At 65.1% G+C, this 12,462-nt stretch carries 16 protein-coding genes; 5 read left to right on the top strand and 11 right to left on the bottom strand.

The window, feature by feature from the left end; all coding sequences use genetic code 11:
• The first annotated feature begins 96 nt into the window (after positions 1–96).
• Positions 97–1,083 carry a transglutaminase family protein gene (locus AC07Z7_RS17280; RefSeq protein WP_494767033.1) on the top strand — a complete coding sequence of 329 codons (987 nt, stop codon included), beginning with the start codon at positions 97–99 and terminating at the stop codon, positions 1,081–1,083.
• Here AC07Z7_RS17280 and AC07Z7_RS17275 read toward each other — a convergent pair.
• The 7 genes from AC07Z7_RS17275 to AC07Z7_RS17245 all read right to left on the bottom strand — a co-directional run bounded on the left by AC07Z7_RS17275 (position 1,049) and on the right by AC07Z7_RS17245 (position 6,432).
• The gene (locus AC07Z7_RS17275; RefSeq protein WP_252660482.1) at positions 1,049–2,008 is read right to left on the bottom strand and encodes an alpha-E domain-containing protein; all 960 of its coding nucleotides are present in this window, start codon (positions 2,006–2,008) and stop codon (positions 1,049–1,051) included. The genes AC07Z7_RS17280 and AC07Z7_RS17275 overlap by 35 nt on opposite strands.
• Entirely contained in the window at positions 2,002–2,157 is a 156-nt protein-coding gene (locus tag AC07Z7_RS17270; RefSeq protein WP_494767032.1) for an alpha-E domain-containing protein, read from the bottom strand. The genes AC07Z7_RS17275 and AC07Z7_RS17270 overlap by 7 nt, the downstream gene beginning before the upstream one ends.
• A gap of 102 nt (positions 2,158–2,259) precedes the next feature.
• Positions 2,260–3,417: a zinc-binding metallopeptidase family protein gene (locus AC07Z7_RS17265; protein WP_494767031.1), complete on the bottom strand. Its 1,158-nt coding sequence runs from the start codon at positions 3,415–3,417 to the stop codon at positions 2,260–2,262.
• 255 nt (positions 3,418–3,672) lie between these two features.
• A complete protein-coding gene (locus tag AC07Z7_RS17260) occupies positions 3,673–3,990 on the bottom strand; it encodes a BON domain-containing protein (protein WP_094291490.1) in 318 nt (105 codons plus the stop codon).
• 129 nt (positions 3,991–4,119) lie between these two features.
• On the bottom strand, positions 4,120–4,512 hold the full coding sequence (locus tag AC07Z7_RS17255) for a hypothetical protein (RefSeq protein WP_094291311.1): 393 nt from the start codon (positions 4,510–4,512) through the stop codon (positions 4,120–4,122).
• An 88-nt stretch (positions 4,513–4,600) separates the two neighbouring features.
• On the bottom strand, positions 4,601–4,765 hold the full coding sequence (locus AC07Z7_RS17250; protein WP_082836264.1) for a DUF1328 domain-containing protein: 165 nt from the start codon (positions 4,763–4,765) through the stop codon (positions 4,601–4,603).
• Between the two features lie 263 nt (positions 4,766–5,028).
• On the bottom strand, positions 5,029–6,432 hold the full coding sequence (locus tag AC07Z7_RS17245) for a sensor histidine kinase (protein WP_252660479.1): 1,404 nt from the start codon (positions 6,430–6,432) through the stop codon (positions 5,029–5,031).
• A 120-nt stretch (positions 6,433–6,552) separates the two neighbouring features.
• On the opposite strand from AC07Z7_RS17245, the gene AC07Z7_RS17240 reads away from it, so the two are divergent.
• Positions 6,553–7,185 carry a response regulator gene (locus tag AC07Z7_RS17240; protein WP_094291313.1) on the top strand — a complete coding sequence of 211 codons (633 nt, stop codon included), beginning with the start codon at positions 6,553–6,555 and terminating at the stop codon, positions 7,183–7,185.
• A 129-nt stretch (positions 7,186–7,314) separates the two neighbouring features.
• Here AC07Z7_RS17240 and AC07Z7_RS17235 read toward each other — a convergent pair whose 3' ends face one another.
• The 4 genes from AC07Z7_RS17235 to gpmA all read right to left on the bottom strand — a co-directional run bounded on the left by AC07Z7_RS17235 (position 7,315) and on the right by gpmA (position 11,008).
• Positions 7,315–7,737 carry a response regulator gene (locus AC07Z7_RS17235; RefSeq protein ID WP_094291491.1) on the bottom strand — a complete coding sequence of 141 codons (423 nt, stop codon included), beginning with the start codon at positions 7,735–7,737 and terminating at the stop codon, positions 7,315–7,317.
• Between the two features lie 117 nt (positions 7,738–7,854).
• A complete protein-coding gene (locus AC07Z7_RS17230; protein WP_494767030.1) occupies positions 7,855–8,604 on the bottom strand; it encodes a HesA/MoeB/ThiF family protein in 750 nt (249 codons plus the stop codon).
• A 102-nt stretch (positions 8,605–8,706) separates the two neighbouring features.
• Positions 8,707–10,143 (bottom strand): S41 family peptidase, encoded by a 1,437-nt coding sequence (locus AC07Z7_RS17225; protein WP_494767029.1) that lies wholly within the window; start codon positions 10,141–10,143, stop codon positions 8,707–8,709.
• A gap of 121 nt (positions 10,144–10,264) precedes the next feature.
• Positions 10,265–11,008 carry a 2,3-diphosphoglycerate-dependent phosphoglycerate mutase gene (gene gpmA / locus AC07Z7_RS17220; protein ID WP_494767028.1) on the bottom strand — a complete coding sequence of 248 codons (744 nt, stop codon included), beginning with the start codon at positions 11,006–11,008 and terminating at the stop codon, positions 10,265–10,267.
• Positions 11,009–11,095: 87 nt separating this feature from the next.
• On the opposite strand from gpmA, the gene AC07Z7_RS17215 reads away from it, so the two are divergent.
• From AC07Z7_RS17215 to secB, 3 genes are all read left to right on the top strand, one after another.
• Entirely contained in the window at positions 11,096–11,503 is a 408-nt protein-coding gene (locus AC07Z7_RS17215) for a rhodanese-like domain-containing protein (RefSeq protein ID WP_094291317.1), read from the top strand.
• Positions 11,504–11,581: 78 nt separating this feature from the next.
• Entirely contained in the window at positions 11,582–11,842 is a 261-nt protein-coding gene (grxC, locus tag AC07Z7_RS17210; protein ID WP_063458839.1) for a glutaredoxin 3, read from the top strand.
• 107 nt (positions 11,843–11,949) lie between these two features.
• On the top strand, positions 11,950–12,408 hold the full coding sequence (gene secB / locus AC07Z7_RS17205) for a protein-export chaperone SecB (RefSeq protein WP_063458840.1): 459 nt from the start codon (positions 11,950–11,952) through the stop codon (positions 12,406–12,408).
• Positions 12,409–12,462 lie beyond the last annotated feature (54 nt).

The following is a 12,462-nucleotide window of genomic DNA, read 5'->3' as shown; positions in this document are numbered from 1 at the left end:
ACGCAGCCCTCGCTGCGGGGCGGCCCTTGCTCGGCTGCCCTGGCCTCGGGCGTGCCGGTTTCACACACTGCCTTCAGTCTCCAAGCCTGGATTCCTATGAAACTGCGCGTCATCCACGAAACGGTGTACCAGTACACGCCCGCAGTGCAGAACGCCCAGCACATGGCCCATTTGCGGCCACGCACCGGTGTGGTGCAGCGCGTGCTCACCCACGCGCTGCAGATCGACCCCGCCCCTGCCCAGTGCGAAGCCACGCAGGACGTGTTTGGCAACACCCGCGCGTTTTTCAGCCTGCCATTTACCCACGAGCGGCTGCTTGTGCGTGCCGAGACCTTGCTGGAGACCACCCCGCCGCCGCCCGCCCCACCCGGCGAGCCCTGGGAGGCAGTGCGCGAGCGGCTGACCTACCGGCGGGGCATGCCCTACCACCCCGCCACCGAATTCAGCTTTGCCTCGCCCTACATCCCCCGGCACGCCGACTTTGTGGCCTATGCCCAGGCGAGTTTTGCGCCGGGGCGCCCGCTGATGGAGGCAGCACGCGACCTGATGGCGCGCATCCACGCGGACTTTGCCTACACCGCCCACGCCACCGACGCGGGTACGCCCGCACTCGAATCGCTGCGGCTGCGCCGGGGCGTGTGCCAGGACTTTGCCCATGTGATGATCGGCTGCCTGCGCAGCCTGGGACTGGCAGCCCGGTATGTGAGCGGCTACCTGCTGACCGCGCCCCCACCGGGCCAGCCCCGGCTGGTCGGCGCCGATGCCTCGCACGCCTGGGTGTCGGTGTGGTCGCCACCGGCCGGGCAGGACGGGAATGCGCCGGACAGCGCGGCGTGGTGGGACCTGGACCCGACCAACGACCGCGCTGCGGGCGAGGACTATGTGACGCTGGCCATCGGGCGCGACTATGCCGATGTGTCGCCGCTGCGCGGCGTGATCCATGGCGGCGACCACCATGTGCTGCAGGTGGGGGTGACGGTGGAGCCGGTGCCCGAAGCCACGACCGCTACTGCTGCGGCCGCTGCACTGACTACACCAGACGCACCCCTCACACTGCCGCGGGCACCAGGAAATCCCGGCTGATCCGCGCGCCCAGGTCGTTCACCCGCTCCAGGAACTGCGTGAGGTAGGCATGCAGGCCGTTGGTGAAGATTTCGTCGATGCGCGCAAACTTGAGGTGCGCCAGCAACCGCCCCGCATGCCGCTGCGTCTCGCCCGACTGGCTGCTGCCCAGCATGTCGAGATTGCCAAGCACCTCCTTCATGCAGGCGTGCAGTGATCGGGGCATGTCGGCCCGCAGAATCAGCAGCTCGGCCACGCGCTCGGGCGTGATCACGTCGCGGTAGACCTTGCGGTAGGTCTCGAAGCCCGAGACGCTCAGCAGGACGGCGCTCCAGTGGTAGAAGTCATGGTCCTGGTCCTGCGCGGTGGCCGCCCCCATGAAGTCGCTCTGCGCCGCGTGGAACTTCACATCCAGGAGGCGCGCCGTGTTGTCGGCCCGCTCCAGAAACGTGCCCAGGCGCATGAAGTGCAGGGCCTCGTCCTGCAGCATCGTGCCCACCGTGGCACCCCGCGACAGGTGCGAGCGGAACTTCACCCATTCAAAAAAATGCGCCGGGTCGCTCTCCAGCGCGCCACTGGCGATCAGCCGGTTCGCCTCCAGCCAGGTCTGGTTCTGGATCTCCCAGGCCTCGGTGTTGAGCGCGCCGCGCACGGCCCGCGCGTTCTCGCGCGCGGCCTGCAGGCAGGCCACGATGGACGAGGGATTGGCCGGGTCCTTGACCATGAAGTCGAGCACCTTGGCGGGGTTCACATCGCCGTGTTGGGCGGTGTAGGCGGGCAGCAGTTCGCTGATGGACAACAGGCCCTGCCAGCCTTGCAGGGCCACGTCAGCGGATTGGGGCAACAGCGCGCTCTGGTAGTTCACATCCAGCATGCGGGCGGTGTTCTCTGCCCTCTCGGTATAGCGCGCCATCCAGAACAGGTGGTCGGCAGTGCGGCTCAACATACAGCCTCCTTGTTCAACGGGGGCAGAGAACCCCGGGCGTGCTGCGCACGCTGGCGGTGTTGTGTCGAAAGCCCTGCTGCGCAGGACTTTTCTGCCCTCTCGGTGTAGCGCGCCATCCAGAACAGGTGGTCGGCAGTGCGGCTCAACATGGGGATGTCCTTCCTGGGTTCTGTGTCGCTGCTCGCACCAAGCAAATTCCAGGCCCCAACCACCCATACTGAGAAAAAATAGGCGCTACCGCCTGCCCCTATTCACTTTTTTGCTATCTTTTTGATAACAGATGGCGCCACAGGTGCAGGGGCCTGCGGCAGTGTGGCCGCCGTTGCTGCGGGAGCCACCGGCTGCTGGCCTGCGGCGCGCACCACGTCGTGCACAAAACGGAGCTTGGCGAGCGCCTGCTCGGCCAGGGCAAAAGGGTAGGCATCCAGTTGCCCGAGGCTGCGCGTGAGGCTGTTGAGCAGCAGCGTGAGGGGCACGAGGTGGCGCAGCATGGTGTCGAAGTCGGGCGCCGGGGAGCCAAAGGGATCGACGGCCCGGCTGTGCTGCGCGCCGTAGATGCCGGGCACGGTGACCTCGGTGGCGTAGCTGGCCGATGTCTCCAGCAGATCGATCATGTGCAGGTAGTGGGCCCAGGTCTCGGCCCAATCCTCCCAGGGGTGGGCGGCGGCATAGGCGCTGACGTGGTTAGTGGCCCAGTCGCCGCCATCGTTGCCTTTGGCGTAGTGGGCCTCCAGCGCGGCGGCATAGTCCTGGCGCTCATCGCCAAACCGCTGGCGAAAGCCGTCCAGCCACCCGCCGTCCCGCACCAGCTGGTCCCAGTAGAAATGGCCGGACTCGTGGCGCAGGTGGCCGATGAGCGTGCGGTAGGGCTCGCCCAGCGCAATGCGGCGGCGCGCGCGCTCGTCATCATCCGCCTCAGCCACGTTGAGCGTGATGGTGCCGTTGTGGTGGCCCGTGAGCACCGGCGGGCCTCCTGGCTCCTCGGCCAGCAGGTCGAACACGGGGCCGCTGCGCCCGGGCGCGGGCTCCAGGCCCAGGCGCGCCAGGCTGTAGAACAGCCGCCGCTTGGCGCTCTCGATCTGCATCCAGCGGCCCATGTGGGCCGGCTCCGACACATCGGGCATCGACCGGGTCTGGCGGCACGAGGGGCACAGCGCCTGCGCATCGCCAGCGGGCACCGCAAAGTTGCAGGCTTGGTGCTCGGTGTGGTTCTGGCACATGCGGTAAAGCGCGCCGCCCCCGCCTGGCCCCACCCGCTGCCACAGCCCGGGGCCCTGCTGCGGCGCAGGCGCCAGGGCCGCCATGACCAGGGCATCGGGCAAGAACGCCAGCGCATTGCCGCAGTGCAGGCACTGCACGCTGTCAAAAAACACCAGATGACCACAGTGGTCGCAATTGAATACCCGCATATGGATTGAGCTTAACCCCAGACGCCATGCGACAGTGGGCTCAATAGAGGGTCTTCCATGCCAATGGAACTCCAGGCCATGCCGCAATGGCAAAGCCGGGCCCGCTGATTCGTCTTGCCCTTTGCAATGAGGGTGGCTAATGCCAGTGCCCCCGCGCAAGGGCCGCCCCGCCGCGCTGGGGGCGTCCCCCTCCCAGATTGCGAAGCAATATGAGAGAGGGGTGAAGGCGCGCTGCGCCTCAGGGGGTGTCCTCGCTTACGGCCGCACAACAATGCTGTTACGCACTTCGCGCACATGTTTGGTGTTGCGAGCGATGCTTTCGGCCTGGTTCTTCTCGGCCTGCGACTTGGCAAAGCCCGACAGCTGCACCGTGCCGTTGAGTGTCTCCACGCTGATCGAGCTGGCCGATACGTTCTTGTCCTCGACCATCTTGGCCTTGATCGCGGTGGTGATGCCCGCGTCGTCCACATAGGAGCCCACGGTCTGTTGTTCGCGGGCCACCGAGCAGCCCGTGGCCGTGACGATGGTGATGCCGGCAACAGCGGCGAAAGCGAGGGCACGTGCGTATTTCATGGTGTTTTCCTTGTACAAGAATGGTTGGGAACGCGGGTGCAGGAACATGTGCAGTCTACCGGTCTGTGGCACCCTCCGTCACCGGTGGACTGTGGAGAAAATCCGGGCCTTCGCCCGATGGCGCCGTGCTCAGTGGGTGCGGCGGCGGCGGGACAACCACAGCGCCAGGGTGGCCACGGCGGCGCCCGATGCAGCGGCAATCACCAGCGACTTGCCAGGCTGTGCTGCCACATAGCGCCCGGTGGCATCGGCGGCATGCTGGATCTGGCGGCGCGCACGGGCGCTGGTGTCGGCGCAATAGTCAATGCTGCGGGCCGCCAAGTCCTGGGCGCGGGCGGCCAGGTCGTCGATGGCGGGGTCGGCCCGACGGCGCAGGGCGCGCACCGTGTCTTCGGCCTGGTCCAGCGATTGGTCTGCTGCGGCACGGGTGGCCAGCACGGCATCCTGCGCGCTTTGCAACACGTTGTCGGCCAGGTTGCGGGCGTTGTCGGTCAGGTTGTGGGTTGCGTTAGAAAGGCTCATCAAAGACTCCTTGGAAGCATGTATTGGGGTGATGCGGGTGATGCGGGTGATGGCCGCCGCTGCGGCCGGCAGGGATGGGTGCGGGGACCTACCCCTTCTTGAGCAGGCCCAGGACAAAGGTCACCACGGCCATGATCACAAACACGAAGAACAGGATCTTGGCGATGCCCACGGCGCCAGCGGCGATACCGCCAAAGCCAAAGAGCGCGGCGACCAGGGCGATCACCAGAAAGACGACTGCGTAGTGCAACATTTTTTCCATCTCCTTGTGGGTGGCCGGAACACCGGCGTTGGGATGGCGTGAGAACCTCAGCGCCTGCACTCCACTGTAGGCAGCAGGCCCTCCCACAGCTGCCGGTGCCCGGCGCGCGCGACTGTCGGTGCCTCTGCGGCGGCGCTGTAGGACAGAACGCCACAGCCGGCCAATGCAGGCGCGCGACGGCGCAGCGTGCGCTGGGGCCCATGTGGCCCCCACGGATCGTGGCGGATTGATGGAGCCTGAGAGGCGGAGAGTCTTCAGTCGCCCAGGGCCGCGATGGCCTGCGCCGCCACAGGCGCGCGCTGCAGCGGCAGCACTGCCGACAGCAAGGTGCCATTGCCGGGGCGCGAGGTGAGCGCCAGCCGCCCCCCTGCCGCTTCGACCCGGTGGCGCATGCCCGCCAGCCCGTGCGAGGTGGGGCGCACGGTGGCGGGGTCGAAACCCACCCCGTCGTCGCGCACCTGCACCGCCACATGGGTGGGGTGGGCGTGCACCGACACCAGCACCTTCTTGGCTTTGGCGTATTTGCCGATGTTGGTCAGGGCCTCTTGCACCATGCGGTACACGGTGAGCTGGGTGGCATCGGGCAGCTGCACAGCCTCCAGGCTGGTTTCCACCTCGATGCCCGCACGTTCGGCGTACTCGCGCGTCAGGATCTCCAGTGCAGCGGTGAGCCCCAGGTTGGACAGGGACGAAGGGCGCAGGTCTTCGATGATGCGGCGCTTGAGTGCGATGCCGCTGTTGAGGGTGTCGGTGAGGTGCTTGAGGCGCTCCGCAACATCCGGCGCCGTGGCATTGATCTTGGACTTGAGGCGGGCCACGTCGAGCTTGGCCGCGGTCAGCAAGGCGCCGAGTTCGTCGTGCAGCTCGCGCGCCAGATGCCCGCGCTCTTCTTCGCGCACCTGCTGCAGGTGGTTGGCCAGCTCCGACAACGTGGCAGTGCGCTCGCGCACCAGGCCCTCCAGACGGTCCCGCTCGCGCTCCAGCAGCGCCTGCTCGCGCAAGTTCACGGCCTGCACGGCCTGCGTCTGGCGCAGGTACATGTAGAAGGCCAACAGGCCAATCACCGTGACGGTGGCAATGCCGATGCGCGACAGCGTGAGCGACTGCTCGATCTGCTGCTGGCCTTGCGACAGGCGCAGGTCGCTGCGCGCGATCAGCTCCTGCGCATGGGTGCGGATCGCCTCCATGTGCTCCTTGCCCACGTCCGTGTTCAGGATGAACTTCCAGGCGTCTTCATTGCCCTTGCGGCGCAGGCGCAGGCTCAGCTCCATCTCGGCAAGCTTGCGCGAAATCTGCCGCGACAGCAACGCAAACTCCTGCATGTCGTCCGGCGAGTTCATGAACTGGCTGCGCAACCGGTCCAGATTGGTCTGCACGGTGGCCACGGCCTTGTCGTAGGGTTCCAGGTAGGTCTCGTTGCCGGTCAGCAGGTAGCCCCGCTGGCCAGTCTCCGCATCCAGCATGCTCTGCAGCAGCTTGTTCACATCGCCCCGGGTGGCCATGTTCTGCGCCATCTGCTCCAGCGCATCCTGCGACCGCATGTGCCCTGTTTCATTGATTCCCACCAGCACCATGGCGGCCAGCAAGGCCATGGGCAGGCTCAGCGCCATCTTGCGGACCTTGGGCAGCCAGCGCTGGGTGTTTTCCTGGAGATTCATAGGCTTATTCTGGATAATGGACCATCACCTGACATGGTTCTGTCTGTGCCTGCACATGCCGGACCGCCGCACACCCACACGCACCGGCAGCACAGCGGCTGCCCCACGAAAGAAACATCAATGATCAAGATTGGCATTGTGGATGACCATGCAATTGTTCGCTCCGGCCTGCGCCAGTTTCTGTCGGAGCATGTAGATCTGCGGGTCGAAGGCGAAGCCGCCAACGGCCGCGAAGCCATCGACCTGGTGCGCAACAAGGAAATCGACGTGCTGCTGATGGACCTGTCGATGCCCGGCCAAAGCGGGCTCGACGCGCTGGCCATGCTGCGTGCGAAGGCCCCCGACATGGGCATCCTGATCCTGAGCGGCTACCCCGAGGAACACTATGCGATCAACCTGATCCGCCAGGGCGCGAGCGGCTATCTGAACAAGGAGTGCGAGCCTGCAGAGATCGTGGAAGCCATCCGCACCATCGCGCTGGGCCGCCGCTACCTGACCCCCACCGTGGCCGAGTTGCTTGCGCAGCAACTTAACCGCAAGGACGATGCACCGCCCCATGAGCAGCTCTCGGAACGCGAGTTCCAGGTGTTCCTCAAGCTCGCCAAGGGGGAGACGGCTGGCGATATCGCCAAGTCGTTGTCGCTGAGCGTGAAGACCGTGAGCACCTACCGCACGCGCCTGATGGAAAAAATGAGTCTGTCGTCCAACAGCGACCTGACCTACTACGCGCTCAAGAACCGCCTGATTGATTGACATGGGGAGGCTTCGCCTGGGGCCTGGGCAGCCACGGGTCCAGGCGAGGTGGGCTGAATCGGGCGAGGTGAATTGGCACGGGCTCCAGCGGGTGTGCTGCATTTCGCCCACGCGCCTGCAGCACAGGCGTCACGCGCCCGAAGGCGGGCTTAAAGAGCCGCTTGCGTCCACGCCGGGCGGATGGCTGCTGTGCAGCACACAGTAGTCCACCAGCGCATCGATTTCATTGGACTTGTCGAACACGGCATCCACTCCCAGCTGCGCACAGCGCATGCGCACATCGGGAGTGGCATAGTTGCTCAGCACCACCATCTTCTGCCCCGGGCGGCGGGTTCGGCAGGCGGCCAGCACCCCCAGCCCGCTGCCTTGGCGCAGAAACAGATCGACGATGGCCAGATCCCACTGCTCGCTGTGGGTGGAGAGCCACTGCGTCCCTTCGTCTTCGGTTTCTGCCACACCCACGGCTTCCACAGACGCCAACTCTTCCAGAGTCCCGATCAGGTTCTCACGGATGGTTGCGTTGTCTTCAACAATGTAGGTGCGCAGCTTCACAGACGGGTCCACGTTGGCGATCAGCGCAGGGGTACGCTGCTCTCACCCCGAATTTAAGCGTTGGGGTGTCCGGATTCTGCCAGCGGCCACAGGCTGGGGTTGTAGGAGCAGTCCTACCTACCGCGCCACACACACCGGGCACTGTGGAGCACGCTGCACACGCAGGGTATTCCACTCCATCGAGCGCCCGTCCAGCATCAGCAGCCTGCCTGCCAGCGAGGGCCCGATGCCTGCCAGCAGCTTGAGCGCTTCGGCCGCCTGCATCGCACCCACCACGCCCACCAGCGGGGCGAACACACCCATGGTGGAGCAGCGCACCTCTTCAAATTCCGCGTCGGGCGCAAAGATGCAGGCATAACAAGGCGACTGTGCATCGCGGGGGTCCACCACGGTGATCTGGCCGTCAAACTGGATCACCGCGCCCGCCACCAAGGGCTTGCCGTGGCGCACACAGGCGGCATTGACCGCGTGGCGCGTGGTGTAGTTGTCGCAGCAGTCGAGCACCACCGTGGCGTCCTGCACCAGGCGCTCCAGGGCCGCCGCGTCCACCCGGGTCTTCAGCCGGGTCACCCGCACCTCAGGGTTGATGGCCGCAATGGCCTCGGCAGCCGAATCCACCTTGGGGAGCCCCACCCGCGCTGTGGTGTGTGCAATCTGGCGCTGCAGGTTGGTCAGGTCCACCACGTCATCGTCCACCAGGGTGATGTGCCCCACACCGGCTGACGCCAGGTAGAGCGCCGCCGGAGACCCCAGCCCGCCCGCGCCGATGATGAGGGCGTGCGCCGCCAGCACCCTCTCCTGCCCCTCGATGCCCATTTCATCAAGCAGGATGTGGCGGGAATAGCGCAGGAGCTGGTCGTCGGTCATGGGGAGTCGGGCGCCAAAGATGGCAGGGCAGAAACACGGATAGGAAAGGAAAAAGGCTGGATTTCTCGCGAAATCCAGCCCGCAGAGCAGAGCGCGAAAGGCTCAATTCTCTTTCTTTTCTTCCTTGCGTTCCGTCAGGGTCTTGCTGACCAGCACCGGGCGGCCCTTGAGCTGGTTGAGCGCCTGCACCAGCTGGAAGTCCTTGTCAGACCCAAACTCGGGGATCTTGCGGTCGGCGGCAGGCTTCTTGGCTTCCTCTTCCAGGCGCTTGCGAGCGTCCTCGCGGGCCTTTTCACGCGCCTCGTCCTTCTTCTCTTCGCCCTGGCCGCTGCCCAGGTGCTTTTCGAGATCGGCCTCCCGCATGCGCAGGGCTGCAAAGGGGCTGCCCTCTTCCGACTCGTCAATCATCACGTCGGGCACGATGCCCTTGGCCTGGATCGACTTGCCGCTCGGGGTGTAGTAACGCGCCGTGGTCAGCTTGATGCCGGTGTCCGGCCCCAAGGGGCGCACGGTCTGCACCGAACCCTTGCCAAAGGTCTGACTGCCCATGATGGTGGCGCGCTTGTGGTCTTGCAACGCACCCGCCACGATCTCGCTGGCCGAGGCGGAGCCTTCGTTCACCAGCACCACCAGCGGCACGGACTTGACCGCGGCAGGCAGGCGCTTGAGCGGGTCACCACCGCCCCGGCGCTGGTAGTAGTCGGGCGAGGCCTTGTAGGTGGCCTTGCTGTCGGCCAGCTGGCCGTTGGTGGAGACCACGGTCACGTTCTCGGGCAGGAAGGCTGCCGAGATCGCCACGGCGGCATCCAGCAGGCCACCCGGGTCGTTGCGCAGGTCAAGAACCAGGCCCTTGAGGTTGGGCTCCTGCTTGTAGACCTCTTCCACCTTGCGCACGAAGTCATCCACCGTGCGTTCCTGGAACTGCGACAGACGGATCCAGGCGTAGCCTGGTTCCATCACCTTGCCCTTGACGGACTGGGTCTTGATCTCTTCGCGCGTGATGGTGACTGGGAAGGTGCGGCCTTCGTCCTTGCGGAAAATGGTGAGCGTGACCTTGGTGTTGGGCTCGCCGCGCATGCGCTTGACGGCGTCGTTGAGGGCCAGACCCTTCACGGCGGTGTCGTCAATCTTGGTGATCAGGTCGTTGGTCTTGAGGCCTGCGCGGAAGGCGGGCGAACCCTCAATGGGGGAAACCACCTTGATCAGGCCGTCTTCCTGCGTGATCTCGATGCCTACGCCCACAAAACGGCCGGAGGTGCCTTCGCGGAATTCCTTGAAGGACTTCTTGTCGAAATACTGGGAGTGCGGATCCAGGCTGGACACCATGCCCGAGATGGCATCGGTGATGAGCTTTTTGTCGTCCACCGGCTCCACGTAGTCGGTCTTGACCAGGCCAAACACGGCGGACAGCTGCTGGATTTCTTCCAGCGGCAGCGGCGTCATGGCACCGCGCGCCACGGTTTGCAGTGACACCGTGGTGAGCGCCCCCGCCACCACACCCACCGACACCCATCCTGCAATCTTGAGTTTTTGGCCCATACAACACCTTTACCGCATCAAAACCAATATACACCTTGGAAGGGCCAAACCCGCCGCAGTTCCGCATGGATGCTCACTTTGGCGGCGATCAGCGGGGTTTTTCCCCGCCTTTACCAACGATTTACGCCTTGCCCTGCGAAGCCACGGCGGCGGCGGCCTTGGCAGCTGCCTCAGCGTCACCCAGATAGTAGTGACGGATGGGCTTGAGGTCGGCGTCGAGTTCGTATACCAGTGGAATCCCGTTGGGAATGTTCAGGCCCACGATGTCGGATTCAGAAATGTTGTCCAGGTACTTCACCAGCGCACGGATGGAGTTGCCGTGCGCAGCCACCACAACGCGTTTACCCGAACGGATGGCGGGTGCCATGGCCTCGTTCCAGAACGGCAGCACGCGGGCCACGGTGTCTTTCAGGCATTCGGTCAGGGGCACGTTTTCGGCCGCCACATTGGCGTAACGGCGGTCGCCGCGCTCGGTTCGGGGGTCGGTGGCTTCCAGCGCTGGAGGGGGGGTGTCATAGCTGCGGCGCCACACCAGCACCTGCTCGTCGCCGTACTGCTTGGCCATGTCGGCCTTGTTCAGGCCCTGCAGTGCGCCGTAGTGGCGCTCGTTCAGGCGCCAGTCCTTCACCACGGGCAGCCAGGTGCTGTCCATCTCGTCCAGCGCGTACCACAGGGTGTGGATGGCGCGCTTGAGCACGCTGGTGAAGGCCAGGTCGAACTCGTAGCCCTCGGCCTTGAGCAGCTTGCCCGCCGACATGGCCTGGGAAACGCCGGTGGGCGTCAGATCCACATCGGTCCAGCCGGTGAAGCGGTTTTCAAGGTTCCAGGTGGATTCGCCGTGGCGGATCAAAACGAGCTTGTACATGGTTTCCCCAGGAAAGGCGGGTCAAAAGAAAGCGGGCCAAAACCCAGCATTCTAGAATTACGCCGTTCGCCAACCCAAGGAAACTTCGTGAAATTCATTATCGACAACTGGTATCTGATCTTTGTTGCACTGGCTTCGGGCAGCATGCTGCTGTGGCCGGTCCTCAAGAACGCCAGTGGCGGCTCGCTGACGCCCGCACGCGCCGTGCAGCTCATCAACCGCGAAAAAGCCGTGGTCATCGACGTCTGCGAGACCGAGGAATTCGCCGCTGGCCATGTGGGCGGCGCCAAGAACGTGCCTCTGGGCCAGCTGGAAGAGCGCCTGCCCACCGTGGTCAAGAACAAGGCCCTGCCGGTGGTGCTGGTCTGCGCCAGCGGCGCCCGCGCCAACCGCGCGGTGGCCATTGCCAAGAAGCTGGGCTACGACAACGCCCAGGCCATGGCCGGCGGCCTGAAAGCCTGGCGCGAAGCCAGCCTGCCTGTGGAAAAAGCCTGATCCACCCCCAGTTATTCGGTCAGCGCTACGCTTGCCGCTGGTTTTTCAGCCCCATAGGAAGAAAGAGGAAGGTTCGCCATGCAACCCGTGAAGATGTACACCACCGCTGTCTGCCCCTACTGCATCCGGGCCAAGCAGATCCTCAAGTCCAAGGGCGTGGAGCAGATCGAGGAGATCCGCATCGACACCGACCCCGCCGCGCGCAGCCACATGATGGAGATCACCGGCCGCCGCACGGTGCCGCAGATCTACATCGGCGACACCCACGTGGGTGGCCACGACGACCTGGTGGCGCTGGACAGCCGTGGCGAGCTGATGCCCCTGCTGGGCGCCGCCTGACCCCACCCCTGGGCGCTGCATAATGCAGCCCCATGTGCCCGCTGCGGGAGCTGCTCCCCGGCGGGTTTTGTTTTGCCAAAACCCCCTCGCAGAGAGACTTGTCAACCATGGCCGACCAAGAAAACCCCGTGTTCCAGATTCAGCGCGTCTACCTCAAGGACATGTCGCTGGAGCAACCCAACTCCCCCGCCATCCTGATCGAGCAAGAGCAGCCCAGCGTGGACATCCAGCTCGGCGTGGAAGCCACCCCCGTGGCCGAAGGCATCTTTGAAGTGTCCGTGACGGCCACGGTGCAGACCAAGATCAAGGACAAGACCGTGTTCCTGGTCGAAGCCAAGCAAGCCGGCATCTTCGAGATCCGCAATGTGCCCGAAGACCAGATGGGCCCCATCATGGGCATCGCCTGCCCCCAGATCGTGTACCCCTACCTGCGTGGCAACGTGGCCGACGTGATCAACCGCGCTGGTTTCCCGCCCGTGCACCTGGCCGAAATCAACTTCCAGGCCATGTACGAGCAACAGCAAGCGCAGGCCGCTGGCCAAGCTTCGCCCATCATCACGCAGTGATGTAAACACCCCCTGAGTCGCTTCGCGCCTTCCCCCTCTCTCTGCGCGCTGCGC

This window comes from Acidovorax sp. GW101-11A03 (assembly GCF_059424825.1).
Note: the sequence above shows the minus strand (reverse complement) of the source record. Positions and strands in the feature narration are given on the sequence as shown.

Coding starts and splice junctions, on each gene's coding strand:
- AC07Z7_RS17240 (WP_094291313.1), top strand. CDS start 6,553: ATGATCAAGATTGGCATTGTGGATGACCATGCAATTGTTCGCTCCGGC.
- AC07Z7_RS17255 (WP_094291311.1), bottom strand. CDS start 4,512: ATGAGCCTTTCTAACGCAACCCACAACCTGACCGACAACGCCCGCAAC.
- AC07Z7_RS17270 (WP_494767032.1), bottom strand. CDS start 2,157: ATGTTGAGCCGCACTGCCGACCACCTGTTCTGGATGGCGCGCTACACC.
- AC07Z7_RS17265 (WP_494767031.1), bottom strand. CDS start 3,417: ATGCGGGTATTCAATTGCGACCACTGTGGTCATCTGGTGTTTTTTGAC.
- AC07Z7_RS17260 (WP_094291490.1), bottom strand. CDS start 3,990: ATGAAATACGCACGTGCCCTCGCTTTCGCCGCTGTTGCCGGCATCACC.
- secB (WP_063458840.1), top strand. CDS start 11,950: ATGGCCGACCAAGAAAACCCCGTGTTCCAGATTCAGCGCGTCTACCTC.
- gpmA (WP_494767028.1), bottom strand. CDS start 11,008: ATGTACAAGCTCGTTTTGATCCGCCACGGCGAATCCACCTGGAACCTT.
- grxC (WP_063458839.1), top strand. CDS start 11,582: ATGCAACCCGTGAAGATGTACACCACCGCTGTCTGCCCCTACTGCATC.
- AC07Z7_RS17245 (WP_252660479.1), bottom strand. CDS start 6,432: ATGAATCTCCAGGAAAACACCCAGCGCTGGCTGCCCAAGGTCCGCAAG.
- AC07Z7_RS17225 (WP_494767029.1), bottom strand. CDS start 10,143: ATGGGCCAAAAACTCAAGATTGCAGGATGGGTGTCGGTGGGTGTGGTG.
- AC07Z7_RS17230 (WP_494767030.1), bottom strand. CDS start 8,604: ATGACCGACGACCAGCTCCTGCGCTATTCCCGCCACATCCTGCTTGAT.
- AC07Z7_RS17280 (WP_494767033.1), top strand. CDS start 97: ATGAAACTGCGCGTCATCCACGAAACGGTGTACCAGTACACGCCCGCA.
- AC07Z7_RS17250 (WP_082836264.1), bottom strand. CDS start 4,765: ATGTTGCACTACGCAGTCGTCTTTCTGGTGATCGCCCTGGTCGCCGCG.
- AC07Z7_RS17275 (WP_252660482.1), bottom strand. CDS start 2,008: ATGTTGAGCCGCACTGCCGACCACCTGTTCTGGATGGCGCGCTATACC.